General features: G+C 60.0%; 28 protein-coding genes. 11 read left to right on the plus strand and 17 right to left on the minus strand.

Annotated features, from left to right (window positions below; genetic code table 11):
• Positions 1–11 precede the first annotated feature (11 nt).
• Both ACIN8IBEIGE_RS02585 and ACIN8IBEIGE_RS02590 read right to left on the minus strand, forming a co-directional pair.
• Positions 12–623, minus strand: coding sequence for a LysE/ArgO family amino acid transporter (locus ACIN8IBEIGE_RS02585; protein ID WP_160013274.1), 612 nt, complete (start codon positions 621–623; stop codon positions 12–14).
• Between the two features lie 5 nt (positions 624–628).
• Positions 629–1,030, minus strand: a complete 402-nt coding sequence (locus ACIN8IBEIGE_RS02590; RefSeq protein ID WP_160013275.1) for an ACT domain-containing protein — start codon at positions 1,028–1,030, stop codon at positions 629–631.
• A gap of 89 nt (positions 1,031–1,119) precedes the next feature.
• On the opposite strand from ACIN8IBEIGE_RS02590, the gene ACIN8IBEIGE_RS02595 reads away from it, so the two are divergent.
• Positions 1,120–2,025 (plus strand): LysR family transcriptional regulator ArgP, encoded by a 906-nt coding sequence (locus tag ACIN8IBEIGE_RS02595; protein WP_256665259.1) that lies wholly within the window; start codon positions 1,120–1,122, stop codon positions 2,023–2,025.
• On the opposite strand, the gene ACIN8IBEIGE_RS02600 is transcribed toward ACIN8IBEIGE_RS02595, so the two are convergent.
• A complete protein-coding gene (locus ACIN8IBEIGE_RS02600) occupies positions 2,015–3,070 on the minus strand; it encodes a trans-acting enoyl reductase family protein (protein ID WP_160013277.1) in 1,056 nt (351 codons plus the stop codon). The genes ACIN8IBEIGE_RS02595 and ACIN8IBEIGE_RS02600 overlap by 11 nt on opposite strands.
• 168 nt (positions 3,071–3,238) lie before the next feature.
• Here ACIN8IBEIGE_RS02600 and ACIN8IBEIGE_RS02605 point away from each other — a divergent pair, with 168 nt between their 5' ends.
• The gene (locus ACIN8IBEIGE_RS02605; RefSeq protein WP_160013278.1) at positions 3,239–4,231 is read left to right on the plus strand and encodes an NAD(P)-dependent oxidoreductase; all 993 of its coding nucleotides are present in this window, start codon (positions 3,239–3,241) and stop codon (positions 4,229–4,231) included.
• A 17-nt stretch (positions 4,232–4,248) separates the two neighbouring features.
• Here ACIN8IBEIGE_RS02605 and ACIN8IBEIGE_RS02610 read toward each other — a convergent pair whose 3' ends face one another.
• Positions 4,249–4,560: a hypothetical protein gene (locus ACIN8IBEIGE_RS02610; protein ID WP_090382581.1), complete on the minus strand. Its 312-nt coding sequence runs from the start codon at positions 4,558–4,560 to the stop codon at positions 4,249–4,251.
• 391 nt (positions 4,561–4,951) lie between these two features.
• On the opposite strand from ACIN8IBEIGE_RS02610, the gene ACIN8IBEIGE_RS02615 reads away from it, so the two are divergent.
• Positions 4,952–5,797: an ATPase gene (locus ACIN8IBEIGE_RS02615; RefSeq protein WP_160013279.1), complete on the plus strand. Its 846-nt coding sequence runs from the start codon at positions 4,952–4,954 to the stop codon at positions 5,795–5,797.
• 169 nt (positions 5,798–5,966) lie between these two features.
• Here ACIN8IBEIGE_RS02615 and ACIN8IBEIGE_RS02620 read toward each other — a convergent pair whose 3' ends face one another.
• From ACIN8IBEIGE_RS02620 to ACIN8IBEIGE_RS02630, 3 genes are read right to left on the minus strand one after another with little or no spacing between them, the layout of a single operon-like run.
• On the minus strand, positions 5,967–7,016 hold the full coding sequence (locus tag ACIN8IBEIGE_RS02620) for an alkene reductase (protein ID WP_160013280.1): 1,050 nt from the start codon (positions 7,014–7,016) through the stop codon (positions 5,967–5,969).
• A gap of 17 nt (positions 7,017–7,033) precedes the next feature.
• Positions 7,034–8,200, minus strand: a complete 1,167-nt coding sequence (locus ACIN8IBEIGE_RS02625; RefSeq protein ID WP_160013281.1) for an MFS transporter — start codon at positions 8,198–8,200, stop codon at positions 7,034–7,036.
• A gap of 39 nt (positions 8,201–8,239) precedes the next feature.
• Positions 8,240–8,542 (minus strand): helix-turn-helix transcriptional regulator, encoded by a 303-nt coding sequence (locus tag ACIN8IBEIGE_RS02630; RefSeq protein WP_160013282.1) that lies wholly within the window; start codon positions 8,540–8,542, stop codon positions 8,240–8,242.
• 127 nt (positions 8,543–8,669) lie between these two features.
• Here ACIN8IBEIGE_RS02630 and ACIN8IBEIGE_RS02635 point away from each other — a divergent pair, with 127 nt between their 5' ends.
• On the plus strand, positions 8,670–9,254 hold the full coding sequence (locus ACIN8IBEIGE_RS02635) for an ACP phosphodiesterase (protein WP_160013283.1): 585 nt from the start codon (positions 8,670–8,672) through the stop codon (positions 9,252–9,254).
• An 83-nt stretch (positions 9,255–9,337) separates the two neighbouring features.
• Here the strand turns inward: ACIN8IBEIGE_RS02635 and ACIN8IBEIGE_RS02640 are convergent, their stop codons facing one another.
• From ACIN8IBEIGE_RS02640 to olsB, 9 genes are all read right to left on the minus strand, one after another.
• Positions 9,338–9,976 carry a hypothetical protein gene (locus ACIN8IBEIGE_RS02640; RefSeq protein ID WP_160013284.1) on the minus strand — a complete coding sequence of 213 codons (639 nt, stop codon included), beginning with the start codon at positions 9,974–9,976 and terminating at the stop codon, positions 9,338–9,340.
• An 82-nt stretch (positions 9,977–10,058) separates the two neighbouring features.
• The gene (locus tag ACIN8IBEIGE_RS02645) at positions 10,059–10,427 is read right to left on the minus strand and encodes a DUF3703 domain-containing protein (protein ID WP_160013285.1); all 369 of its coding nucleotides are present in this window, start codon (positions 10,425–10,427) and stop codon (positions 10,059–10,061) included.
• A gap of 41 nt (positions 10,428–10,468) precedes the next feature.
• On the minus strand, positions 10,469–11,644 hold the full coding sequence (locus tag ACIN8IBEIGE_RS02650; RefSeq protein WP_178124320.1) for a hypothetical protein: 1,176 nt from the start codon (positions 11,642–11,644) through the stop codon (positions 10,469–10,471).
• A 131-nt stretch (positions 11,645–11,775) separates the two neighbouring features.
• On the minus strand, positions 11,776–12,930 hold the full coding sequence (locus tag ACIN8IBEIGE_RS02655; RefSeq protein WP_160013286.1) for a hypothetical protein: 1,155 nt from the start codon (positions 12,928–12,930) through the stop codon (positions 11,776–11,778).
• A gap of 117 nt (positions 12,931–13,047) precedes the next feature.
• On the minus strand, positions 13,048–13,344 hold the full coding sequence (locus tag ACIN8IBEIGE_RS02660) for a hypothetical protein (protein ID WP_160013287.1): 297 nt from the start codon (positions 13,342–13,344) through the stop codon (positions 13,048–13,050).
• A 259-nt stretch (positions 13,345–13,603) separates the two neighbouring features.
• The gene (locus tag ACIN8IBEIGE_RS02665; RefSeq protein WP_160013288.1) at positions 13,604–14,419 is read right to left on the minus strand and encodes a sterol desaturase family protein; all 816 of its coding nucleotides are present in this window, start codon (positions 14,417–14,419) and stop codon (positions 13,604–13,606) included.
• A 33-nt stretch (positions 14,420–14,452) separates the two neighbouring features.
• The gene (locus ACIN8IBEIGE_RS02670; RefSeq protein ID WP_256665022.1) at positions 14,453–15,124 is read right to left on the minus strand and encodes a helix-turn-helix domain-containing protein; all 672 of its coding nucleotides are present in this window, start codon (positions 15,122–15,124) and stop codon (positions 14,453–14,455) included.
• 238 nt (positions 15,125–15,362) lie between these two features.
• A complete protein-coding gene (locus ACIN8IBEIGE_RS02675; RefSeq protein WP_160013290.1) occupies positions 15,363–16,136 on the minus strand; it encodes a 1-acyl-sn-glycerol-3-phosphate acyltransferase in 774 nt (257 codons plus the stop codon).
• A 196-nt stretch (positions 16,137–16,332) separates the two neighbouring features.
• On the minus strand, positions 16,333–17,082 hold the full coding sequence (olsB, locus tag ACIN8IBEIGE_RS02680; RefSeq protein WP_160013291.1) for an L-ornithine N(alpha)-acyltransferase: 750 nt from the start codon (positions 17,080–17,082) through the stop codon (positions 16,333–16,335).
• A 148-nt stretch (positions 17,083–17,230) separates the two neighbouring features.
• On the opposite strand from olsB, the gene ACIN8IBEIGE_RS02685 reads away from it, so the two are divergent.
• From ACIN8IBEIGE_RS02685 to ACIN8IBEIGE_RS02710, 6 genes are all read left to right on the plus strand, one after another.
• A complete protein-coding gene (locus ACIN8IBEIGE_RS02685; protein WP_160013292.1) occupies positions 17,231–18,118 on the plus strand; it encodes an acyl-CoA dehydrogenase family protein in 888 nt (295 codons plus the stop codon).
• Positions 18,119–18,205: 87 nt separating this feature from the next.
• Positions 18,206–18,991 carry an MBL fold metallo-hydrolase gene (locus tag ACIN8IBEIGE_RS02690; RefSeq protein WP_160013293.1) on the plus strand — a complete coding sequence of 262 codons (786 nt, stop codon included), beginning with the start codon at positions 18,206–18,208 and terminating at the stop codon, positions 18,989–18,991.
• A gap of 253 nt (positions 18,992–19,244) precedes the next feature.
• On the plus strand, positions 19,245–20,369 hold the full coding sequence (locus ACIN8IBEIGE_RS02695) for a serine hydrolase (protein WP_160013294.1): 1,125 nt from the start codon (positions 19,245–19,247) through the stop codon (positions 20,367–20,369).
• Complete coding sequence (locus ACIN8IBEIGE_RS02700) at positions 20,366–20,698, plus strand: amidase (protein WP_160013295.1); 333 nt, start codon at positions 20,366–20,368, stop codon at positions 20,696–20,698. The genes ACIN8IBEIGE_RS02695 and ACIN8IBEIGE_RS02700 overlap by 4 nt, the downstream gene beginning before the upstream one ends.
• A gap of 122 nt (positions 20,699–20,820) precedes the next feature.
• Complete coding sequence (locus ACIN8IBEIGE_RS02705; protein WP_160013296.1) at positions 20,821–21,978, plus strand: phosphatidylserine/phosphatidylglycerophosphate/cardiolipin synthase family protein; 1,158 nt, start codon at positions 20,821–20,823, stop codon at positions 21,976–21,978.
• 90 nt (positions 21,979–22,068) lie between these two features.
• Positions 22,069–22,680 carry a DUF2846 domain-containing protein gene (locus tag ACIN8IBEIGE_RS02710; RefSeq protein WP_160013297.1) on the plus strand — a complete coding sequence of 204 codons (612 nt, stop codon included), beginning with the start codon at positions 22,069–22,071 and terminating at the stop codon, positions 22,678–22,680.
• 75 nt (positions 22,681–22,755) lie between these two features.
• Here ACIN8IBEIGE_RS02710 and ACIN8IBEIGE_RS02715 read toward each other — a convergent pair whose 3' ends face one another.
• Positions 22,756–23,931, minus strand: a complete 1,176-nt coding sequence (locus tag ACIN8IBEIGE_RS02715; RefSeq protein ID WP_160013298.1) for an acetyl-CoA C-acyltransferase — start codon at positions 23,929–23,931, stop codon at positions 22,756–22,758.
• A 182-nt stretch (positions 23,932–24,113) separates the two neighbouring features.
• Between ACIN8IBEIGE_RS02715 and ACIN8IBEIGE_RS02720 the strand changes: the two genes are divergently transcribed.
• A complete protein-coding gene (locus ACIN8IBEIGE_RS02720) occupies positions 24,114–25,796 on the plus strand; it encodes a fatty acid--CoA ligase (protein WP_160013299.1) in 1,683 nt (560 codons plus the stop codon).
• Positions 25,797–26,052 lie beyond the last annotated feature (256 nt).

The following is a 26,052-nucleotide window of genomic DNA, read 5'->3' on the forward strand; positions in this document are numbered from 1 at the left end:
GCAGTGCGGTTTCAGCCTACTTGGCTGCCGCTGAGCAACTGCCAGGCAATACTGAACATCATCAGCGCCACGCTCAGGTCGATAAAGCGCCAGGTGCTCGGGCGCGCCAGCCAGGGTGCGAGCCAGGCCGCGCCCATAGCCAGGCAGAAGAACCAGAGCAGTGAAGCGCTGGCCGCACCCAGGGCATAGGCGCCGGGCACCGGCTGTTGGGCGCCGAGTGAGCCGATCAGCAGGACTGTATCGAGGTACACATGCGGATTGAGCAAGGTCACCGCCAGGGCCGCCAGCAGCACGGCCTTGCGTGAGCGCGGGCCGCTGTCGGCGCTGTAGCCCATGGCCTGCGGGCGGCTGGCCCGTAGCAGAGCCTGGGCGCCATACCAGAGCAGAAAAGCCGCGCCGCCCCAGCGCGCCACGCCCAGCAGCAGCGGGTTTTGTGCCAATACGGCGGCCAGGCCAAAGACTCCGGCTGCCACCAGCAGGGCATCGCAAACCACACAGAGCAGCGCCACCGGCAGGTGATGTTCGCGGCGCAGGCTTTGCGCCAACACGAAGGCATTCTGCGAACCGAGGGCAATGATCAGCCCGGCGGCGATCAGTAAGCCATTGCTATAGCTCTGCCACATAGCGGTTACTCCGCCTGCTCGCTGAGCTGTTGTAGGACGGCCAGCGCGCGCGGCCCATCGGCGTGGGCGACGAACAGGTGGTCGTGATAGAAACCAGCGATCACGTTGCAGCTGATCCCTGCGTGCGCCAGTGCGCTGGCGACGGCGGCCGTCAAACCGACTGCTTCTAAAGCTGAATGCACGTGCAGCGTCAGCCAGGCGGCCTCGTAGCTGTAATGCAAACCCAGTTGTTCGGCCTGCTGGCGCGGCAGGATCACCGTGAGGCCTTCGGCTTCCTGAAAGCTGCCCAGCGGTTGTATGCCCTTCAGTTGCGAGGCATCGCTTAAACAGCAGAACACGTAAGCGCCCTCGTTCAGCTGTGGGCTCATGCTGCGCAGTAAGGTGGTCAGTGAGGTTTCGCCGGCCATGTGGTTTGCCTGTTTCGAGTGGTGATGCTGGTCAGTCTGCTGCGGCCGGGTATATAAGAGAAACCAATAATCCTGATCTCTCATTAGGAATTCTCATTTTGTTGGATTACAAACTACTCGCCGCTTTGGCTGCGGTTGTCGAGCAGGCTGGCTTCGAACGGGCGGCGCAGGTGCTGGGTTTGTCGCAGTCGGCGGTGTCGCAGCGGATCAAACTGCTCGAGGCGCGCGTCGGTCAGCCGGTGCTGGTGCGTGCGGTGCCGCCGGCGCCCACGGAAATCGGTCGGCGTCTGCTTAACCATGTGCAACAGGTGCGTTTGCTGGAACGTGATATTCAGGCGCAGGTGCCGGGGCTGGATGAGGGCGGTTTGCCGGAGCGCCTGCGTATTGCCCTGAATGCCGATAGCCTGGCCACCTGGTGGGCTGGCGCTGTAGGCGCGTTCTGCACCGAACAGCGCTTGCTGCTGGATCTGGTGGTGGAGGATCAGGAGGTTGGCCTCAAGCGCATGCGCGCCGGTGAAGTCGCCGCTTGTGTATGTGCCAGCGAGCGCCCGGTAGCTGGTGCACGGGTTGTATTGCTGGGGGCGATGCGTTATCGCGCCATGGCCAGCCCGGCGTTTATTGCCCGGCATTTTCCAACAGGTGTGACGGCACACGCGCTGGCCCATGCACCTGCCATCGTCTTCGGCCCGGATGATCTGTTGCAGCACCGCTACCTGTCTGGCCTCGGCGTGGAAGGCGGGTTTGCCCATCACCTGTGCCCGTCATCCGAGGGCTTTATCCGTCTGGCGCAGGCCGGGTTTGGTTGGGGTTTGATCCCAGAACTGCAGGTGCAGCAGGAAACGGCCCGTGGCGAGCTGGTCGAGTTGATCAGCGACCGGCCAATCGATGTGCCGCTGTACTGGCACCATTGGCGCAATGGCGGTGAGCTGCTTAATCAGCTGACGCGCTACCTGACCCAGGCCGCAGGCCAAAGCCTGGTAACGCTCAGGAAATAACCACCTTGCCCGAGTCCGGCAGCTGTTCCACGCAGCGTTCGCCAAGCAGCTTGCTGGGGGTGAAGTAGCCGCCGGGGCCGCTGTAATCGAGTAAGTGCCGCACGCTCAGCAAGGCGCCGTGCACGGTGACGTCATAGCCGTTGGCGGTTTCCAGGCGCGCGGTTTTTATCTCACCGGCTGCATTGCGCGCCTCGCCCCACAACCAGGTGCGCTGACGAGCGCGACTGGCTTCGTCCGGGCCGCTGACGCGTTTTTCGATCAGCCGCTTGAGCCAGTTCTGCAACGCATTCAGGCCCAGCAGGGCGCGCAGCGGGTCGATCAGGCGCATCACGATGGCGGCTGCCGTCGGCGTGGGCAGGTACACCTCGATATTGTCGATGCCGGTGGAGTGGTAGGCGGTGGACACATCGCCCCAAGGGATCGTCACCGCCGGCTTTTCACCGCGGCCAAAGTTGATGGCGCGGCGCTTATAGCCCAGTGGCACATCGGTGATCACTCCTGCACGGCGTACCTTGCCGCCAAACTTCAGGCCTTCCACCGAGGTTTTTGCGGTACCGGGCGACAGCCCGCTGCCACTGTCAAAACCCAGCGCCAGGTGTGTGGCATCGGGCAGGGCCTGGTGCAGGCAGGCGGCCAGGCAATCACTGGGGATCACATCGAAGCCCACACCGGGGCAGACCACCACGCCCAGCTCGCGGGCCTGCTGATCACGCTGATGGGCCGCTTCGAACACGCTGATCTCGCCAGTGATATCGACATAGTGGGTGGCGCTGGCCAGGCAGGCCTCCAGCATTGGTGCGCTGGTGGCGGAAAACGGCCCTGCGCAGTGGGCAACCACGGCGACATCCGCCAGCGCTTCCTTGGCACGATCCAGTTGTTGGATATCGAATATCCGGCATTCCAGGCCGAGCAGGCTGCCCAGGGCGTGCACCGCAGCCGGGTTGCGTCCGGCGAGAATGGGCGTGAGGCCCTGGCGCTTGGCTTCGGCTGCGATCAGGTGGCCGGTGTAGCCGTTGGCGCCGTAAATCATCCAGTGCGTCGACATCCCATGCTCCTTGGTTGTTATTAGGTTTGCGCCTGGCAGCTTAGCCGCTGTGGGCGGCGCTGTTGCCTATCGCAGGGTGTGTGCGGTCGTTGTTCTGGCTTGCAATGCCACGGCAGCACCCAGCGTGCGCTGCTAGAGTGGCCTGCAATCACGGCAAAGGGGGCGACAATGAAGATTCTGGTAACCGGAGCCAGCGGTTTTATCGGTGGGCGTTTCGCCCGTTTTGCCCTTGAGCAGGGCCTGAGTGTGCGGGTCAATGGGCGGCGTGCCGAGGGCGTTGAGCACCTGTGTGCGCGTGGCGCGGAGTTTGTCCAGGGTGATCTGTCCGACCCGGAGCTGGTGCAGCAGCTGTGCCGGGATGTTGAGGCGGTGGTGCACTGCGCCGGCGCGGTTGGTGTGTGGGGGCGTTACGAGGACTTCCACCAGGCCAACGTCACGGTCACCGAAAACGTGGTCGACGCTTGCCTCAAGCAGAAGGTGCGGCGTCTGGTGCACCTGTCTTCGCCGTCGGTGTACTTCGATGGCCAGGCGCATGTCGGCCTGCGTGAAGAACAGCTGCCCAAACGTTTTTCCGATCACTATGGCAAAACCAAGTTCCTCGCCGAGCAGCAGGTGTTTGCCGCCCAGGAATTCGGTCTGGAAGTGCTGGCGCTGCGTCCGCGCTTTGTCACCGGCGCAGGCGACACCAGCATCTTCCCGCGGCTGATCAATATGCAGCGCAAAGGGCGCTTGTCGATCATCGGCAACGGCCTGAACAAGGTCGATTTCACCAGCGTGCACAACCTCAACGAAGCGCTGATGAGCTGCCTGCTGGCTGCCGGGCCGGCGCTGGGGCAGGTCTACAACATCAGCAATGGCGCGCCAGTGCCGCTGTGGGACGTGGTCAATTATGTGCTGCGCAAACTCGACCTGCCGCCGGTCACTCGCCATCTGCCCTATGGCCTGGCCTATGGTGCTGCGGCGCTGAATGAGGGCGTGTGCAAGCTGCTCCCCGGTCGCCCGGAGCCGACGCTGTTTCGCCTGGGTGTGGCGGTGATGGCCAAGGATTTCTCCCTGGATATCAGCCGCGCGCAGCAGTATCTGGAGTACGAACCCAAGGCCAGCCTGTGGAGCGCTCTGGATGAGTTCTGCGCCTGGTGGCAGGCGCATCATCCGAGCTGATTACGGGTAAACAGGTTTCAGGCGTAGACGCGCTGCCCGCGATACATGCGCACCGAGGCGCTGGGTGGGCGATGCGCGCTTTCTTCCACCAGCAGCGGGTGTCCGGCCTGCATACGTGGTGTGGTCGCGGGCTCGCCGAAGGGACGGTCGCTGTATTGGGCCAGCAGTTGCCCCAGTTGCCGGGTTTCCTCACTGCTTGAGGTGAGGCAGGCGCTGAGCATGCTGTTGATCGCATCAGGCTGGCTCATGCGGATGTCCACCGTCAGTTCTTCGCGCAACCTGCGGCGCAGGCTCATCATGCAATCCAGTACTTCTCTGTTCAGCTCCATGGATCTTTCCCCCCCCTAGCTATTACAAGTGGGCAAGTGGGCTGGGTGTCACCCAGCCGCAATGCCACCGGCCTGGTCTCGCCGTGTTTCCCGCGTGCGGATCGCGCCTGCAACACCTTTGCTCCCTGGTGCCGCGATGACGTCGCAAATAGACAAGTGCAAAGCGCATACCAGTTCACACTCTGTGGAACTGTGCGGCCTGCAGCGAGTCGATGGCCTGTGCCGTGCCCTTCGTCGGTGCGTTTCGCACTGGCATGGCGCGACACTGAAGCGCTGCGCGCGAACCGTTATACTGCGCGGCAATTTGCTTGGAGCCTGTCGGGCTTTTCCGCCGCCGAGCAGTGTTAAGCCCGACAGGCTCCTCACCCCGCGCTTTCTTGAAGGTTGACCCATGCGTAACGATGCCCACGACGAACTCGATCACGTGCCCAGCCTGCGGGCTGATCAGCGTGATCACGATGACTATCAGACGGATCACCCAGAGCCGGCACGCGGCAGCAGCTATGGCCGTGCGGCGAGTGCTGCACCGGTGAAGTCGGCCAGTACCGGCCCACTCTGGGCGCTGGTTGGCGCCTTGATGATCGCCCTGGGCGGGCTCGGCTGGTGGAGCTTTCAGCAGATCAGCCTGATGGAGCAGCAACTGGTCGCCACTCAGGAGAGTTTCGCGCGTATCAGCGAGGAAGCCGCCGGGCGTATTCAGGACATTTCCGGCAAGGTAGTGGCCACCGAGTCGTCGGTCACCAGCGGCAGTGAAGCGCTGAAACTGCAGGTCAAGCAGCTGGAAAGCAAACTGGCCGAGCTGAGCAAGCAGCAGCAGGGCGCCAGCAGCCAGCAGAGTGAGCAGAGCAAACGCCTCGAGCAATTGGCGGCGCAACTGAAGGGGCAGGAAAGCGGTGGCGAAAAGCTGGAAGCCATCCTTAACAAGCTGAGTGCCGAGCAAGCGGTGCTGAAAAATGAGCAAGCCACCCTGAAAAGCACGCTGGCCGGGCAAAGCAAACTCGACGAGAAACTTGCCGGGTTGAGCGGCGAACTTGATGCGCTGAAGAAGCAGGGCAACCCCAATCAGGCCATTGCTCGTGTCGAGCAGGACCTGCTGGTGCTGAAAAGCGATCTGGAAACCGGTACCGCTGGCAGCAGTACGGCTGAGTTCGATGCCTTCCGCGCGCAGATGACCCGTAACATCAGCACCCTGCAGGCGCAGGTGCAGAATTTGCAGCAGCAGATCGACGCACGCTGAGTAAGTCGCAACGAAAAAGCCCGCCAATTGGCGGGCTTCTTTTTTGAAGCGTTTAAACCTCTGGCGAGCCTCTGTGGAAGGTGCTTTAGCGGCGAACGTTTGATAACGCTATCGCGGCTAAAGCGGAATGTCGCCCAGCCCCTCCTACGATAGAGCGGCAGCCTCAGGCTTACAGCGTTGGGTAGTCGAGGTAGCCGACCGGGCCTTGGCTGTAGAAGGTTTCCGGGTGTGGCGCATTCAGCTCGGCATCCTGCGCCAGGCGCGCCGGCAGGTCCGGATTGGCGATAAACGGCACGCCGAAGGCCACTGCATCGGCCTTGCCTTCAGCCAGCCAGGCATTGGCCTGATCCTTGGTGAAGCGTTCGTTGGCGATAAATACGCCGCCGAAGGCTTGTTTCAGACTAGGTGACAGGCTGTCGTCGGCCTCCTGCTCACGGGCGCAGACAAAGGCGATGCCGCGTTTGCCCAGCTCCTGCGCCACGTAGGTGAAGGTTTCGGCGCGGTTGGCGTCGCCCATATCGTGGAGGTCAGCCCGTGGCGACAGGTGTACGCCAACGCGGCCAGCGCCCCAGACTTCGATTGCCGCATCGGTGACTTCCAGCAGCAGGCGTGCGCGGTTTTCCAGGTTGCCGCCATAACGGTCGCTGCGCTGGTTGGTGCTGCTCTGCAGGAACTGGTCGAGCAGGTAACCGTTCGCGCCGTGGATTTCCACGCCATCAAAACCGGCGGCTTTGGCGTTTTCCGCGCCTTGGCGATAGGCCTCGACGATATCAGCAACTTCTTCGGTTTCCAGGGCGCGTGGGGTGACGAAGTCCTTCATCGGGCGCACCAGGCTGACGTGGCCCGCCGGCTGGATGGCGCTCGGCGCGACCGGCAGTTGACCGTTCAGGTAGATCGGGTCGGAAATGCGCCCAACGTGCCACAGCTGCAGGACGATCTTGCCGCCTGCTGCGTGCACAGCCTTGGTGATATTGCTCCAGCCGCGTACCTGATCAGCCGACCAGATGCCGGGGGTGTCTGGGTAGCCGACGCCCATTGGGGTTACGGAGGTGGCTTCACTGATGATCAACCCGGCGCTGGCGCGTTGTACGTAGTACTCGGCCATCAGCGCATTGGGCACGCGGCCCTCATCGGCGCGGCAGCGGGTCAGCGGAGCCATGATGATGCGGTTGTTGAGTTGCAGGTCGCCAATTTGGATCGGGTCGAAAAGCGTAGTCATGGGACGGTCCTCTCAGGTTATTCGTTGAGTGCAAGTTGTGGTTCAGGGCTACGGGTACTGAAAGTCAGCAGGGTGGCCAGCAGCGCCAGTACAGCCAGGGCGGCAGCAGCGAGGGGCACGCGGGTCAGGCCGAAACCTTCGGCAATCACCAGGCCGCCCACCCAGGCGCCGAGGGCGTTACCGAGGTTGAAAGCGCCAATATTCAGGGTCGACACCAGGTTCGGTGCACCGCTGCCAAAGGCCACCACATTGACCTGCAAGGCCGGCACCGCTGCGAAGGCGGCGGTGGCCCAGAGGAACAGGGTGATTTCGGCGGGGATCAGTGCCTGGCTGGTCCAGCTGAACAGGGTGGAGATCACCGCCATGGCGACGAATACGCCGACCAGGGTGGCCTTCAGGCTGCGGTCGGCCAGGCGCCCGCCGAGCACGTTACCCAACGTCAGGCCGAGGCCAATCAGCAGCAGGGTCCAGGTCACGCCGTTGGGCGACACGCCCGTGACTTCACCAAGCAGCGGGGCGATATAGGTGAACAGGGCAAACATCGCCGCGGAGAACAGCACCGTGGTGCTCAGCGCCAGCCACAGGCCGGCACCACGCAGGGCGCGCACTTCGCTGGCGAAGTCGGCCTTGGCCTCATCGGTTTTGTTGGGCAGTACGCGCCACAGGCCGATCAGGGCAATCACGCCAATCAGGGTCACGGCCCAGAAGGTCGAGCGCCAGCCAGCGTACTGACCGAGGGCGGTGCCCAGTGGCACGCCCAGCACGTTGGCCAGGGTCAGCCCGGTAAACATCAACGCCACCGCCGAGGCGCGGCGATTGGCCGGCACCAGGCTGGCGGCAACCACCGAGCCGATGCCGAAGAACGCACCATGGCAGAGGGCGGTGATCACCCGGGCGAGCATCAGCATCTGATAATCACTGGCCAGGGCGCAGAACAGGTTGCCGGCGATAAAAATGCCCATCAGCGTCAGCAGTGACGCTTTGCGCGGCCAGCTGGCGGTGGCCAGGGCCATAAAGGGCGCGCCGATGGCCACACCGAGGGCGTAACCGGTCACCAGCCAGCCGGCGCCGGGAATCGACACGCCAAGGTCGCCGGCGACTTCCGGCAGCAGGCCCATAATGACGAATTCCGTGGTGCCGATGGCAAACGCGGACAAAGCGAGGACGAGAAGCGCTGCAGGCATGCCGTCAGCTCCTGAAAAAGGGTGAAATGAAAAAGGGTTTTAGAGCGCTTGGTTCATGTGGTTGAGGAACGCCTGGATGGTCTCTTCATTGCGCTTGAAGAAGTTCCACTGGCCAACCTTCTTGCTGCTAATCAGGCCGGCGCGCTGCAGGGTTGCCAGGTGCGCGGAGACTGTTGATTGCGACAGCCCGGTGCGCTGATCGATCTTGCCGGCGCACACACCGATCTCCAGCGGGTGATCCTGGTCAGCGAAATACGCCTGCGGGTCTTTCAGCCAATGCAGGATGTCACGCCGCACCGGGTGGGCCAGGGCCTTGATCACTTCATCGATGTCGAGTTGCATGCGGGGTATCCCCTGTGTGCGGTAACGCCATATCGCGATGGGGCGAACTCTATATCGGCTTCTGGCGATATACAGATCGTTCGTGGCGATAGTCATCATCATGGCGGCTGATGTGTAAGCTGTGGCCATGAATTACCTCGCGCACTTACATCTCGGCGGCGACGCGCCGGCACAGCTGCTCGGCAGTCTGTATGGCGATTTCGTCAAAGGGCCGCTGGCTGGGCAGTGGCCGGCGGATATCGAAGCGGCCATCCGCCTGCATCGACGCATCGATGTATTCACCGACAGCCACCCGCTGCAAGCGCAGGCACGGGCGCGCTTCGCCCTAGAGCGGCGACGCTACAGCGGCATCTTGCTGGATGTGTTTTTCGATCACTGCCTGGCGCTGAATTGGGGCGACTATGCCGCCGAGCCGCTGCCGCATTTTACTGGGCGGGTGTATCAGGTGCTGGCCGCCGAGCCACACTTACCCGAGCGCCTGGCACGTATTGCGCCGCGCATGGCCGCGCAGGACTGGCTGGGCAGTTACCGCGAGTTTGCCGTGCTGGAGCAGGTGGTCGCGGGGATTGATCGGCGGCTTTCGCGGCCGGGCATGCTGGCCGGCGGTGCCGCCGAGCTGGAGCGGCTTTATCAGCCGCTGCTGGAGGATTTTCGCCAGTTCTATCCCGAGTTGCAGGACTTCGTTACTCGCGAGCGTGGGCTAGGCGGTTAGGCGGCCTGGCTCTTTTTCACCTGTTATTGCTGTTTCTGTTGTCGAGTGTTGCAACGCATAAGCGGGCGGCCTCTTCGATGTGATCAAGGGCCTGTTGCTGTCTCAGGACTGTTTCCATAAAAGTCCGCGTATTGCGTCGGTATCTCCACTGGATAAAAAACACCTGCCATTGCGAGGGTGATGAACAGTGATAGTAAAGCGCCGATTGCAATAATCAAAAAACCAAGGCGGTTGCGTTTTTCTAAGGTTAAGCGCTCACGTGATAACCAATGCAGTGCGCAAGCCACATGGGCAAATATCGCCAGTACGGCCAAGTAGTAATACGGCACAAAGAACAGCTGAAAGGGTGAGATGTGCAAGCCCGCCGCAGCAAAATAGAAATTTGTATCTAGGCCGTGCAAGGTCCGCCCGAATAAAACCGCAGCAATGTGATTAATAAGGAAGAAAGCCAGGTAACCACCGGAAATAGCCTGAAGCCTTGCATAGAAACCTCGCCGCTCGCCCCACCTGTTTTTGATGAGTCGTAATCCTGAACCGACCTGAAAAAGAATACCGCTCAGCAGTAGCGCCTCTATAACCGGAATCCGGTAGAACTGTCGAAAGTACGTCATAAAGCTAATGTGTGCATCAATGCTGCCGAGGGCCAGCAGGTGATTGAACAAGTGAATTGTAATAAAACTACCAATAAGGCACGCAGATAGGCGATGCAGCGTATGAACCACCGAATCTTCCCCCAGTAGAGATAACGCAGAGCGCTGCCGTTGCAAAGCGCAGCAACGTAAAGGGTATTGTGAGTGTGTATTGTTATTTTCCGGTTTTGGCCTTTTTAATCAGCGCCGCCAGCTCCGGATCAATTGCCATCTTTTCAAATGGGCTGACATTGGCGCCGCCTGTGTTGCCTAGTGGCACCAAGCCTAATGGCGTTACTAGCAAAGCTCCAAGGGTACGAATAATCTGACCGATGACTTCTCTAGTTAAAATATTGCGCAACGCCCAGGCCAGCATCAGTAAGTGAACTTTAACATGCAAGAATGTAGACTCTTGCCCAAGTACGTGAGCGCGCTCGAGATATGTGAACTCTAATCGAGAGTCGCCTATTGAGTTCGCATGTTTAGAATTTGCCAGCTCGGCATTAACATATGGAGCTATTTTCTGTGTAAAGGTACGTTGCATAAAGCCTCCTGCGATAGCTGAAGCGCTTGGTCTGGCACATTTTAAACAGTGCGTGGCTTGGGTGGTTTAGCGATGTGTGTTGATCTAAGTTGAAGTGCATCAGAAACAAACAAAAAGCACATGGTCAATGACTTATCAAGTGCTACATCTAATGTGTCACCATCATTCTTTATGGCTACCGTTTTCTGAAAGGTTGTTGGCTCTTTTACGATTTCCCACCAGTACGCCATATGATCCTGCGTGCCGATATGCTGATTACCTGCAAAAACATGCATCTGACCAATCATCTCAGATCGCGTAACTTCCTGCTCATATGAGAAGCTGGCCAGGAGCATGTACTCCCCAGCAGGAAGGCGTGTGAATTTAAAACCGCCTTTGTCATCAGTTATCACGGTTGACATAAAGTTCTTGGCGATATGTTCCGGCATTGTGTCGGGCATTTTTTTATCGCGTTTAATCTGTTCGTACCAAGCTTTGAAATCATCATTCATCCATATTAAGCTGACTGCACTGCTGCCCTTCGGCGGATACTGTTTCTTGGCGAGTAACCCTCCTTTATAAAAAGCACTGCCGGCAATGGTTGAGTTACCAAGTGGTCGAACTTCTGCCAAAGCCTCATCCATGGTCAGGCCTGAGATTTCTCTGCCGGCGATACAGTTGAGCATTTCTTTCTTTGCTTTATTTAAGCCGTCGTAATCCAGTTGGTAGATTATCTCTCTGTTTCCGATGAAGTCTCCTCCCATCCAGAGTGTCATCTCCTTCTCACTATCGCGCATTGACGATAACAGTTGGCCGACATCAGCCACTTGGACAGCCACGTGCCCTCCCGACGTTCCCTCTGAGGGTGGTAATAATTGACCCTTGAGAGAAGTTGTCTCAAGTACCTCGCGCTGACTTAATTTCAAGTCAACAACATCTGGACTACTTCTGCGCGGAACTGATGGGCCAGAAAATAGAACTGTAGAGTTTGGGTTGCTCGCAGTTGGTCCGAAAATTGCCAGCTGAGATGAGTCGCGCTTCACTGGAATAAATCGTATTGCGCAGTTCAAGCCAGGTTGTGCGGGGTTGACTCGCAGCATCCACGCGCCCAAGTTCGAGCGAGTGATGCTGTAATCCTTGAAGCTCTGTGCGGATGAAGTAGTTGCGACACCAGTGAGCAGGGCGAAGATCATGAGTTTCCATGTGATGAAGAAATTCAACCTGGGATTATTTTGCATAAAGACACCATTTTATATGAGGGCTAGGTGTGTTCTGGCTGGCTGTAGTGGCTTGTTAATATAAGTGTTTCGACTCTGCCGAGCATGCGAAAGCAATGCTTGTCGCCGAAAGTTAATTACTAAAGACAGGTTCATGGAGTATCCGGTGTGGTCAGCAAGTCCTCGCATGAGTTAATACTTATTTGATTTGACGCGCCCGCGATGCGGATATCGGCAACGCGCCAGGTATTCTGTTTGTCCTGCAACATCACAAACTGCGCTTCACAACTTGTACGTACGCCTTGTTCGAAAACCTGACCGCTAGGCACATGCATCATCGCCGATGTGTTGTCAAAAGACTGGCCATAGCCAAGGAGCTTCAGGTTACCGGACTGAGTGATGGCAGGTGCTCCCATCTTTGCGCTCACCTCTGTCTCTTCGCGGGCCAGCCAGACCATTAACGCCGAGGATTCCATTTTGCTGAGCGAACGATTGCTACGCACCTTGGCAGCAGCCTCTACAAACGCGTGTTCGGCCTGCATCTTCTTCACCGTGGGCAGGTATTTCTGATCCGTCTTTTGCACAGCGTCATCCATTTTTTTCTGGATGGCGGCGTACTGGGCCTCGTTACGGGCTTTTTCTTGTGGGCTGAGTTTCTTCACCCAGAGTCCGGATGGATCTGGGCGCTTACTGCCTTTCCAGAGCACATTCCAGCTCAGGTCCAGCAGGTCGATAGCGGTCTTGGCTTCAAGCGGATGCACGGGTTCAACAAGGCCGATTTTCTGCAGCTCAGTATTGAAACGGTTTACGTCGAATTGACCGTGAGCGATGGACACCTGCAAAGCGTTGCGCACAACTTCTTCCTGGCAGGCGAATTTCTGCGCCTTGATCATGGGCACGCGGTTGTCCTTGGCCCACTGGGTTTCTGGCAACGGTCGGTTGGATAAATCGACTCTTGGTACGGTGTAGCTGCGCGCGGCGATGCGCATATTTACCGGGTCATTCCAGCCATCAACGCTGGCCGATGAGCGGTATGGCTTGCTCTGGCATTCAAACTGCAGTTTTAGCTCGCTCCACTCTGGTGCGGCAGCCGCTTCATGGACAACCATGACTGGCAATTCCCAGATACTGGTAGCGCCCATCATGCTGTCTATTTCGGTCCGCTCGGCAATGCGGGTGATTTCGGCAAAGTAGGCTTCGCGCTTGCCCGTCTCTCCCTGCTGGTGAAACAAGACCCATCCTGCGTAAGTAGGATTACTCAAAGCGGTAAGCAAGCAGAGACCTGCCAGTCTGCAACCTTTACTCATGACGAAACTCCATGTTTGTCGGGATGTATATAGGCAGTAGGTGCCAGAGTGCCTATTGCAATGCTGCGTATATATATTTAATGGCTTGAAGCCGGCTTTTAGACCGGCTTGTTGGACTTACCGTCTTGGTTGGCAGATTGCTGGGTTGGTCATGCCAAAACTCAACAAATTCCCCCCATTTATAATGCAGGTGTATTCCTTGCCGTCTCTGGCTTTTAGAGTGGCGTAGGTTTCCGTGCCACTCACCCGTTTATCTAAGAGTTGGAGGTCGCTGGGTGAATAGCCGAGCCCCCCGGCAGACTTTGATAATAACTGATCGTCGCTAAGCATATTGGTGTTTGCGGCTATTGAAGAACAGCCTGCTACGGTCGCAATCAAGGCGGCGGAAATGATGAACCTCAAAGTTGAACGCATGTTGGTTACTCACTCATTATTAGTGGTGTTTGGCGAGTCAAATACACAGTACGACCTGTCGCTGGAATTGACTGCGCTGTTTTATGGGTTGCGTGTGTGTCTATCAATAGGTTGTTATGCATAAGCCTTATTCACGGTGAGGGTTGCTTCCTAGTAATGATCTAGGGCAACACATCCCGTGCTGTGCTTGCGTGATGTGTCACCTCCTCAATAATCAGATTGCTTTTCCCTAAGTTGCACGCAGGTTGTGTTCTTAAAATCAGTGGTAATCGCTGTCGTGTTTATCGGAGCGCAGAAGTGGCCACCACAACTGGACATACCAGGGATCGCCAGGATCTTTCGGGATACCGTAGCGTGTGGGGTAGCGATCTCGGGGGAAGCGAGCTGTGCCGAACACGGTGTCCCAGATGAACAACAGCTGGGCAAAGTTGTGGTGGGGCGGATTGCCATGCTCGTCCAGTTCCGCATGGTGTGCGCGGTGCGTGCTGGGAAGCTGCACCACACGCTCCAGTACCCAGGCCAATGGGGCCAGCCAGCGTTTGCGATACAGCACCCTGTCCCAGGCAAAGGCGCTGTGGATCAGCACATTGGCGCAGCCAAAAATCAGATGACTAATCAGCACCGCCTCACCAAGCCCCAGATACACCATTATTCCGGCGTACCAGATGTCCGGCATAAACAGAAACCAGCGCCAGTTTTCCCGGTAGGCCACGCTGATGCTCATGGCGGTTGCTGTGTGATGGGTGCGGTGCATGCGCCACATGACGGGTAACGTATGCCCCAGCCGGTGATACCAGTAATGCAGAAAATCGGCTGGCAGGATGACCAGCAGCACTGCTAGCCAGAGAGGCGTGGCGGACAGCGTGCCGGCTTGATTGGGCATGAGTGCGCCAAGCAACAGGGCTGCGCTGGCGATGATTGCCGGCTTAATCAGCAATACGAACTGTGCCAGGCTGACGACATCGACGATCAGCTCATCCGGCTGACGCCGAGTTAGCAGGCGTCCTGCGAGAAGCTCCAGGGCGGCGAGAGCAATCAATAGACCACTGACGACCAAGACATCCATATGTGCCATAACGGCCTACCTCAAGATTTGAGGTGGTCAGTTTCAGTTGGCTGGCAGGCGACGGGCTTGAAGGATTTTGTGGTCGTTGGCCTGTGAGGGGTTCAGGCCAAAGGTGCGCAGGCAGATTCGCGAAAGGTGGGCTGAGTCGGCAAATCCGGCGGCATGGGCGATCTCGGTCAACGGCTTGGCGTCGCTGAGCATATCCACGGCACGGCGCATCTTGCGCCAGAGCAATAGCTTGCGCAGCGGAATCCCCAGACACCCCTGAAGCCAGTGCGAGCAGTGCGCCTGGGTACTCGGATAGCGCTGGCGAAACAGCTGCCAGATGCCTTCTGCGGTGCTCTCCGCATCCGCTTCATCAATCAGTGACAGCAGGTAATCAAGCCTGGGGTTTGGCGTTGAAAGCGGTTGCTGATAGCGCTCGAGTAGGCGATTCAGGCAAGACGCCAAATTACCCTGGTCGACAATGGCCGCCAGTTCCGCAATGACGGCGGGATCGTCCAGCTGCTGATATTTGAGCGGGCTCCGTCGGGTCCATGCTAAGAGGCGAGAGTAAGTGGCGTGGCCCGGCTCGATGGTGATGCTGATGTGGGGCTGCGGATGGGTGAAACGACGGCGAAGTTCAGGGGCCAATAACCAACCCGCTGCAGTTACCGGCTGCCCTTCGATTTCCAGCTCAAGAGGTAAACGACCTGACGCCACCAGCAGAGTCATACCGGGTCGCTGGTTGTAACCGTTAGGTAATGAGTGCGCTCTGACGATGAAACAGGCGTCACCAATAAGTAGTTGGCTCGTGAACATGGCGGACGGGCACGGCGGTGGGTGTGGCAAAGCATGGCTGTTGCCGAGGGATACTGTCTACCGAAGCAGCGACCGCGGCCAAAGCGCAGTAGATCTGTGCCATCAACTGCGAGGGGATTTTCTCAGCCACAAACGGTTGCGCAAGGCCCAATCAGGCGCACTTGGAGGCGGGTGCAACTGTGCTACCAAACAGCGCTTCGTTGATTGCTTGCTGCGCAGCGCGGGCCAGGGCGTTGCGGTTCAGCTCGCTGCTGGCAATTGGTGGCAGCAGCTGGATCTGCACTTCACTCAGCTCACTGCTTAGCAGGCGCAGCAGATGCGAGAGCATGTCGTCGTCACCAATAAACGGCGCAACGCTACAAGGCTTGCCGTCGCGCAGGTAGCGGATGGCCACTGGCTGTACTGATACGCCGCTGTCGATCGCGCTGCTCAGCAAGCGGCCGTGGAAGGTACGCAGGCCCAGCCCATCGGTGGTGGTGCCTTCGGGGAAGATCAGCAGGTTACGCCCGCGTTGCAAGTGGTTGCCCAGCTGCTGGCTGAGCAGGCCGCTATCACCCGAACCCCGGCGAATAAACAGGGTGCCGGCCTTGTGCGCCAGCCAGCCGGCCACCGGCCAGGTGCGCACCTCAGCCTTGGACAGGAAGGACAGCGGAGTGAGCATGCCGAGCAGCGGAATATCGGTCCAGGACACATGGTTGCTGACCCACAGCATCGGCTGACGCGGCAGCTCGCCCCGTACCTGCAAGCGGAATGGCAGCGCCCCGGCCAGGCGCGCGAGAAACCAGCGAGTCAGACGTTGGCGAGTTGGCATCAGGTCATGCCGCACCAGGCGTTCGAGCAGGGTGATGCCCGCCGCCAGCAGGGTACCGAGGCTGATCACCAATAGCAGGCGCGTCAGGCGCAGGTACAAACGCACTTTCTTCATCGAACTCTCTCGCTGCAAAAACACAAACGCCGGCACTGTCTACAGAGTGCCGGCGATTTGTGCAACTCTGCTCCGATCTGCTGTTAGTGTGTAGGTTGGGTTGAGAAGCGCAGCGACGAAGCCCAACAAGCGATGACCGGTGCACGTCGATGTCAGACGGACATCGTCCGTTGGGCATCGCTGCGCTCAGCCCAACCTACACGGCCGCCTTGAAGTGCCGGGCGTAGCGCGGGCACAGCTCGTCACGCTTGAGCAGGATAAACACGTCGGCGACCTGGAAATCCTGATCCCAGCACGGCTCGCCGCAGATCTTCGCGCCCAGGCGCATATAGGCCTTGAGCAGCGGCGGCATTTCGGCGATCACGTTGCCCGGCACATCCAGCGCCGGCAGCGGGGTTTTCGGCTCGGCGCGCAAGTGCTCGGTGCACAGGTAGCGTTCACGCAGGCGCTGCATGATCGCCTGGGCCTGGATGCCACCGTCCTGCATGGAGATGCTGGCGCAGCCCATCAGGTAGCGGTAACCACCTTGGTTGAGCACTTCGGCCAATTCGCCCCAGAGCACGGCGATGGTCGCACCGTTGCGGTAGGCTGCGTCGACGCAGGTGCGGCCGATTTCCAGCACCGGCCCTTCGAGGTGCGGCAGGCCGTGCAGGCTGAATTCTTCTTCGCTGTAGAAGCGTCCCAGGCTGGCGGCCGCGCGGTGGTCGAGCAGGCGGGTGGTGGCCACCAGCTCACCGCTGCCCAGGTCACGCACGCCGATGTGTTGGCAGTGAATGTCGTAGTCATCCATGTCCAGGCCCAGTTCGGCACCCTTGAGCTTGGCATCGAATTCGGCGCTGAATACGCGAAAGCGCAGTGCCTGGGCTTCGCGTAGGGCGGCAGCGCCTTGCAAACGCTCGGCCTGCAGGCGGCGAGCGGGAGTAGCTTTAAGTGCCATCTGGGTCATGCCGTCATCTCCATTAGCCGGCTTTTTGCCTTGCAGCCGGTCGATCTTGTTGGGCAAGCTCAGGCTAGGTAGCGGCGGTGTCACCTCCGTGAATCTTTGGTGATGCTTGTGTGACAGTGACTTCGATAATTCCAATAAGGAGTAATGCATGCCTTGGCAACAGCTGTTGAGCCTGCAAGCGCGTCTGCCGGTCGCGGGGCTGGAGGAGTGGTACGCCAGCCTGCTCGAGCGCATCGGCAACCCAACGCCGTTGCAGCTGGCCCTGCTCGGTGGCCGGTTGGCCGCGACGCCGGGGCTGGCGTTTCTCTCCGGCTATCAAGGCGCGTTACGCGCACTCTGGCCGGCCGCGCCCTGGACCTTGGGCGCGCTGTGTGTAACCGAGAACCGCAGTACCCGTCCGGTGGACATGAGTACGCGGATCGCCGCGCTGACCCTCAATGGCCGTAAGGATTTCGTCACCGCCGCCGATTCCGCCGACTGGTTGCTGGTAGCCGCTCGCGAGGAAACCGACGGCGCGCCGGTGCAGCTTGCGCTTGGGGTGGTGCGCAATGGCGCGCCGGGGGTGCAGATCGAGACACTGCCTGCATTGCCGCTGATGCCGGATGTCAGCCATGGCCGTCTGCATCTACAAGGCGCGCATTGCGAGCGGCTGCCCGGTGACGGTTGGGATGCCTACGTAAAACCCTTCCGCACATTGGAAGACACCCATGTGTTGGCAGCGCTGACGGCCTGGCTGTTTGGCGTGGGGCAGGAGTCGGCCTGGCCGCAGGCCCTGCAGTTGCGCTTGCTTGGTCTGTTGGCCGGTTGCGCGGAAGTGGCTCGGCAATGCCCGAGTGCGGCGGGCAGTCATCTGCTGCTGGCCGGGCTGTTTGCTCAGTTCGACAGCCTGCGCAGTGATCTGGACAACGCCTTTGCTGCCGGCGATGCGCACTGGGCGCAGCTCTGGCAACGCGACAAAGGCCTGCTGGCGATTGCTGGCAGCGCGCGCAGCAAACGTTTGCACAAGGCGCAGGCGGTGCTTGGCATCAACCTTTAACTCGGCATGACGTGCCGGCTTGATCCAGATCAGTAAGGCTGAGGTGCTGCGCCAGTAAGCTCGCGGGCTTTCGGGAGAGAGCCTGCCATGCGACGCGAGCCCATAGTGCTGTTCGATAACGGCGAGCATCAATGCATGATGTTCGATGACCTGGTCAGCGGGGAGGGCGTGCAGTCCAACCAGTTTCTGATCACCGACAACGAGCAGTACCTGCTGCTCGATCCGGGCGGTGACCTGACCTACACGCCGCTGTCATTGGAGCTGTCCAAGCACATTCCGGTACAGGACCTGACTTACATCTTTGCCTCGCACCAGGACCCGGACATCATCGCCTCGCTGGATAAATGGTTGCTGCACACCCGCGCACGGGTGATCTGCTCCAAACTCTGGGCGCGCTTTCTGCCGCACCTGACGGCCAATTACCTGGCACTCAGCCGTGGCATCAACACCTTTGACCGGATTATCGCGCTGCCGGACCGTGGCCAATCCTTCAGCCTTGGCAAATGCACGCTCAAGGCGGTCCCGGCGCATTTTCTCCACTCGGTGGGCAACTTCCAGTTGTATGACCCGGTGAGCAAAATTCTGTTTTCCGGTGACATGGGCGCCTCGATGGTCGATGACGCACACCCGGTGACGGACTTCGTCAACCATGTGCCGAACATGCTCGGTTTTCACCGGCGCTACATGGCTGGCAACAAGGCCTGCCGCCTATGGGCGGCGATGGTCCGCGAGATGGATGTGGCGATGATTGTGCCGCAGCACGGCCGGCCCTTTGTCGGCGCAGAAATGATCAATGCCTTCCTCTACTGGATCGAGAACCTGGAGTGCGGTATGGATCTGATGGGGCCGGAGGATTACCGCCTGCCGAAATAAGAACCTACATGAAGTCTGCTGCGCGTCGGCCCTGCGGCGTTAAAAACAGGCTCGGAATGCTCATGTACAAAAGTACACTCCGCTTCCTCGCCTGTTTTTACCTTGCAGGACTCTAGCTCGCGAGACTTTAAATAGATTCCTTCCGTACTGACTTTTCGCGCCGAATTGCCGGCTAAAGCGGCGTGTTCGGCGCTATTTGTCGTCATCGGCAGCATGCTAGGGTGCCGCCTTCGATCCCAGCAGAGGCGGCTCCATGTCCTTCACTCCCTTTCCCGCGCGGCGGCTGATGCTGGCGTGCGTCTTCGCTCTGGGCAGCGCTACGGCGCAGGCCGAGAACTGGCCTGGCAGCGACTGGGACAGTCAGCTGGCTGCGCCGAGCGCCGCCCTCAGCGAGCTGGAAAGCTACGCCTTTCCCGCCCGCGACGACGCCACCCGCAAAGGCGTACGCACTGATGCCCTGCTGGTGATCCGCGATGGCCAGGTGGTCTATGAGCGCTATGCCGCACCGACCACTGCTACCACGCCACACCTGACCTGGTCGATGGCCAAGAGCCTGTTGGCTACTACGATGGGCGTGGCCTACGGCCAGGGCCGCTTCCGTCTGGATGCGCCGGTGGCTGATTACTACCCGCCGTTTGCTGCACACCCGCAGGTCAAGGTTGGCCACTTGCTCAACTGGGCCTCGGGCCTGGACTGGCAGGAAGATTATGAATACGCGCCACTGAAGTCCTCGGTGGTGGCGATGCTCTACACCCGTGGTCGCAGTGATATGGCGGCGTTTACCGCGGCGCATAGCGCCGATGCCGAACCGGGGGCGCGCTTCCGCTATTCCAGCGGCGATACCAACGTGCTGGCCGCCGCCTTGAAGAACATGGTGGGCGAGGCGGCTTACGCTGATTACCCCTGGACCGCACTGTTCGATCCGCTGGGGATCACCACCGCAGTCTGGGAGCGCGATGCCGCCGGCACTTTTGTCGGTTCTTCCTACGCTTATATGAGCGCCCACGACCTGGCTCGTGTCGGCCTGCTGATGCAGCGCGATGGCCGTTGGGGCGAGCAGCAGTTGTTGCCCAAGGCCTGGGTCGACTTCAATCGCACGCCGTTTGCCAGCTACCAACCGCAGGCCGAAAAGCCGGGTGAGGCAGTGCCCGGTGGCCAATGGTGGCTGAACGCGGCGGTAGCCGGTGCGAGCAGGCCGTGGCCGGATGCGCCGGAAGACACTCTGGTGGCGTCCGGGCACTGGGGGCAGGGGTTGTATGTGATTGCCAGCGAAAACTTGGTGATCGTGCGCTACGCCGATGACCGCGATGGCAGCTTTGATCGCAACCATTTTCTCAAGCTGGTTCTCGCCGCGTTGGCCGATGAGGTGCAGCCATGATTCGTCGTCGTCCGTTCAGCAGCCTGTTGTTGCTGATTGCGCTGCTGCTCGCCGTCCTGGCCTGGCAGAATCGCGCACACCTGCAAGCCTTCCCTGGCATCATCGGCGCTTACTCGGCCAAGGAGTATTGTTCGTGCCGCTATGTGGCGAACAACCCGGCCGACTACTGCGAAGCGTATGTGGCGCAGTATGTTTCGCTCTCCGGCTTCTTCGATGATCAAGCCAACAAGCGCGTGACCGCGCGTGGCCTGGGCAGCACCCAGAGCGCGCAATGGCTGGGCCCGCGTCAGGGCTGTCAGCTATTACCACAGGCCGTGCCGCTGCCGTAACAGGGCTGCGTCTGGCTGATCGCTCGGCAGGGTTTGCAAGGCCCTGCCGGGCGGCTATGGTGGCGACTCCATTTCCCATGCGTGAGCCGCAATGCGCAGAGTCAACCGCCGCGTGAACGGTCATGCCGCATAACGTCTTTCCCTGGCGACGCGGTAATGCACTGACCTTGCTGATCGATGGGCCGCAGTTCTTTGTGCAGATGCTGGCGCGCATCGACGCCGCGCAGCGCCAGGTCGAGCTGGAACTCTATCTGGTGGAAAGCGGAACCTGCGGGCGCGCCTTGCTGGCGTCGTTGTGCGCGGCTGCCCAGCGTGGCGTCGTGGTGCGTTGTCTGCTGGATGCCTTTGGTGCGCAGGGTTTGCATGCTGCGGATCGGCAGCTGCTGCAGGCCGCCGGCGTGCAGGTGCAGTGGTACAACCCACTGCGCTGGAAGCATGGTGTACGCAACTTTCATCGTGATCACCGCAAGCTTCTACTGGTCGATGGACAATTTGCCTTTGTCGGCGGTACTGGCGCGACCGATGAATTCTGGCAGCCGGAGCAAGACAGCAGCCGTTGGCATGAGGTTATGGTGGAAATCAGCGGGCCACTGGTGGCCGACTGGCAGCAGTTGTTTGAACGCCAGTGGCAGGCGAGTCAGGCCTGGATCGCCTGGCGCCCGCGTATGCCTCTGCGCCTGAAAAACCTGCCGGCATTGCCTGCATTGGGCCAGGGCTTGGGCCGTGTGGCCTTTGCCGATGCTTCGCAATATCGCGACATCCTGCTTTCGCTGGTGCGCGCACTGCGCGGCTCCAAGCAGCGTATCTGGCTGGCGACGCCCTATTTTCTGCCGACCTGGCGCGTGCGCCGCACCCTGCGTCAAGCCGCCAGGCGTGGCGTCGAGGTGCATCTGTTGCTGGCCGGACAGAATACCGATCATCCGCCGGTGCGCTTTGCTGGCCAGCGCTACTACGCCAGCCTGCTCAAGGCCGGGGTACGCATCTTCGAGTATCAGCCGCGCTTTCTGCACCTGAAGATGGTGTTGGTGGATGACTGGGTCAGCGTCGGTTCCTGCAACTTCGACCACTGGAACCTGCGCTTCAACCTGGACGCCAACCTCGAAGCGCTGGACCCGCAGTTTACCGCCAGCGTGGCGGCAAGCTTTCAGGCGGACTTTGCCGATAGCCAGGAAATCACCCTGGCCGATTGGCGCGCGCGACCCTGGTGGCGGCGCGTGCAGCAATCCATCTGGGGCGCGCTGGATCAGTTGCTGGTCAACCTGCTCGATCGTCGTCGCTGACCCGCACTTTTTCCGCCCGCACTTTTGTCTGGTGTGGGGCGAGCAGGGCGCGGCTATGCTCGGCACATAACTCAAATAAGGATGCTGTCGATGCGTGGTCTGCCCTGGCTTGCAGTGCTGTTGTTGGTCGCCTTGAGTGGTTGCTCGACCCCAGGGGCATTTTTTGGGGAGACCGAGGGCGAAGCGTTTCGTGAGCACGTGCTCAGTGATGACAACCACGCGCTGGTTTACCTTTACCGCCCGCAAAGCGACTGGGCAGACCAGGAGCTGGAGGCGCCTGCGCTGTTTCTGAACAACGCGCGTATCGGCAGCCTGCCGAGCAATGCCTATATGGTGCTGGAGTTCGATATCGCCAGTTACCAGCTGGAGATGCGTCGGCCGCTGTTTGGCACGCACTGGACCTTCTTCGCTGACGGCCCGCTGGACTTCACCCTGATCAGCAGCTTCACTCTGGATGCCGAAGCTGGTGGTATCTACTACCTGCGCTATGACGAGCTCAACCCGCCGCCAGTCAATGAGCAGGCGTCCAGCCAGGGCGATGGTCCACTGCAACTGGTATCCAAGGCGGTGGCGGACGCGGAAATCGGTGCCACCCGGGAGATTCAGCCTTTCGAACGGATTGCCGCCAGTGGCGAAACCGAGCGCATGCAGCGCAGCTTCTGGCGCAAGGTTGGCAAGTCGCTGGACAAAATCGGCATCTAAAACGCAACGGGCCAGCGCAAGGCTGGCCCGTTACTGCGGCTTTAACATGGCCATTGCGGCCATGCATCGATCCTTTTAAATCAGCTCAACCGCTACAGCAGTGGCCTCGCCGCCACCGATGCACAACGAGGCGACGCCGCGTTTGCCGCCGGTGTTTTTCAGTGCGTTGATCAGGGTCAGGATGATTCGCGAGCCGGTGGAGCCGACCGGGTGGCCTTGGGCGCAGGCGCCGCCGTAGACGTTGACCTTGGCGTGATCCAGGCCATGCTCACGGATGGCCAGCATGGTGACCATGGCGAAGGCTTCGTTGATCTCGTACAGGTCAACGTCAGCCTTGTCCCAACCGGTTTTCTTCAGCAGGTTAGTGATCGAGCCAATCGGCGCGATGGTGAACTCGCTTGGGTCCTGGCTCTGGGTGGCGTGGGCGACAATCTTCGCCAGTGGCTTGAGGCCACGCTTGGCGGCTTCTTCGGCAGTCATCAGCAGCAGCGCCGAGGCGCCGTCGGAGATCGAGCTGGCGTTGGCCGCCGTGATGCTGCCGTCCTTGCGGAAGGCCGGCTTCAGACCTGGAATTTTCTCCAGGTTGGCGTTCAGCGGCTGTTCGTCATCCTTGACCACGACATCGCCCTTGCGGCCGCTGACGGTGATCGGGACGATTTCCGCATCCAGCGCACCGCTGGCGATGGCGGCTTGGGCGCGTTTCAGCGACTCGATGGCGTAGGCGTCCATCTGCTCACGGGTGATGCCGTACTGGTCAGCGGTTTCCTGGGCGAAGGAGCCCATCAGGCGGCCGGTGCGCGCATCTTCTAGGCCGTCGAGGAACATGTGGTCCTTGATCTCACCGTGGCCCATACGCAGGCCCGCGCGGGCCTTGGTCATGATGTAGGGCGCGTTGGACATGCTCTCCATGCCACCGGCAATCATCACGTTATTGCTGCCGGCCTTGAGCGAATCAAACGCCATCATCACCGCTTTCATACCCGAACCGCACAGCTTGTTGATCGTGGTGCAACCGGTAGCGGCGGGCAGGCCGGCGTTCAGCGACGCCTGGCGGGCCGGGCCCTGTTTGAGGCCGGCAGGCAGTACGCAGCCCATGATCACTTCCTGTACGTCGGCAGGCGCAACACCGGCGCGCTCGACCGCAGCGCGAATAGCCGCCGCACCCAGATCAACCGCGGCAATGCTCGACAGGCTGCCTTGAAAACCACCCATCGGCGTACGCGCGCCGCTGACGATGACGATATCGGACATCAGAAAATTCCTCGTTTTTGTAGTAGATCGTGGGCCAAACACATCGGATGCGAGCCACCGATTCTACTGCGTGACTAAAAATGCCCAAAGAGTCACACGAAAAATCATTCTTTGGGCTGATTTGAGCCGGCGGCGGGGGCTCTAGATTGGCCGCACTGAAAAAACCAACAATAGGTACCGCCATGCTGCAGACCCGCCTGATTGCTCCCGCCGACAATGCACACCAAGCGCCGCTGTTGATCAAGCGCCTGCTGCTGTCGGGCATTCGTTACGAGAAAACCCGCGAAATCGTCTACCGCGATCAACTGCGTTACAGCTACGCGACCCTCAACGAACGTGTGGCGCGCCTGGCCAATGTGCTCACCGAAGCTGGGGTCAAGGCCGGTGACACTGTGGCCGTGATGGATTGGGACAGCCACCGTTACCTGGAGTGCATGTTCGCCATTCCGATGATCGGCGCGGTGCTGCATACCATCAACATCCGCCTATCGGCCGATCAGATTCTCTACACCATGAACCATGCCGACGATAAGTTCGTGCTGGTCAACAGCGAGTTTGTGCCGCTGTACAAGGGTATCGAAAGCCAGCTGACCACGGTGGAGAAGACCATTCTGCTCACCGATGCAGCCGAGAAAACCGCCGACCTGGGCGGCCTGGTCGGTGAATACGAAAACCTGCTGGCCGCCGCCAGCCCGCGTTACGACTTCCCGGATTTTGACGAAAACTCGGTCGCCACCACCTTCTACACCACTGGTACCACCGGTAACCCCAAGGGTGTGTATTTCAGCCATCGCCAGCTGGTGCTGCACACCATGGCCGAAGCCAGCGTGCTGGGCAGCCTGGACAGCATTCGCCTGCTGGGCACCAACGATGTGTATATGCCGATTACCCCGATGTTTCACGTGCACGCCTGGGGCATCCCATACGTGGCCACCATGCTTGGGATCAAGCAGGTTTATCCCGGCCGTTATGAGCCAGACATGCTCTGCCGCCTGATCAAAGAGGAGAAGGTGACCTTCTCCCACTGTGTGCCGACCATTCTGCAGATGGTATTGGCTGCCCCAGGTGCTCAGGGCCACGACTTTGGTGGCCTTAAAATGATTATCGGCGGCAGCGCGCTCAATCGTTCGCTTTATGAGGCCGCCAAGGGCCGCGGCATCCAGTTGACCGCCGCCTACGGCATGTCGGAAACCTGCCCGCTGATCTCCTGCGCGCATATCAACGATGAGCTGATGGCCGGCAGCGAAGATGAACGCACCACCTACCGGATCAAGGCCGGCGTGCCGGTGCCGCTGGTGGAGGCGGCGATCATGTCCGCCGATGGCACCCTGTTACCGGCCGATGGCGAAAGCCAGGGCGAGCTGGTGTTGCGTGCACCGTGGTTGACTCAGGGCTACTTCCGCGAGCCGGAGAAGGGCGCTGAGCTGTGGGAACACGGCTGGCTGCACACCGGTGACGTGGCGACCATCGACGACTTCGGCTTTATCGATATCCGCGACCGCATCAAGGACGTGATAAAGACCGGTGGCGAGTGGATTTCCTCCCTGGAGCTGGAAGATCTGATCAGCCGTCATCCTGCTGTGCGTGAAGTGGCAGTGGTGGGTGTGGTCGATCCGCAGTGGGGCGAGCGGCCGTTTGCCCTGTTGGTCTTGCGCGAAGGCCAGAGCCTGGATGCCAAGGGCCTCAAGGAACACCTCAAGCCTTTTGTCGATCAGGGCAGCATCAACAAGTGGGCGATACCCTCGCAGATTGCCCTTGTTACCGAAGTTCCCAAGACCAGCGTCGGCAAGCTGGATAAGAAACGCATTCGCCTGGATATCGTTCAGTGGCAAGCCTCTGGCAGCCCATTTCTGTCAACTGTCTAAAGCTCTGAGGTGCGGGCGCGGCGCAAACCTCGCCCGTTGGCGCGTTTGCCTTCAATGCCGCTAAAGCCAGGTGGTTAAAGGCTTTCAGGCGTTCCAGCAGGAATTTATAGAGGTGGTTTGCGTAACGATATGGACTGTTCAGTTTTCGCCAAGCCAGGTCGCTTTTGGTGACTGGTCAGTCAAACAAGCGTTTGGCTTGCTAATTGCTCATTCCAAGCCATTCTTGGCTCTGCCGGCCGTGCCAAACACGCCGAAA

This window comes from Pseudomonas sp. 8BK (assembly GCF_902506475.1).
Taxonomy (GTDB): domain Bacteria; phylum Pseudomonadota; class Gammaproteobacteria; order Pseudomonadales; family Pseudomonadaceae; genus Aquipseudomonas; species Aquipseudomonas anguilliseptica.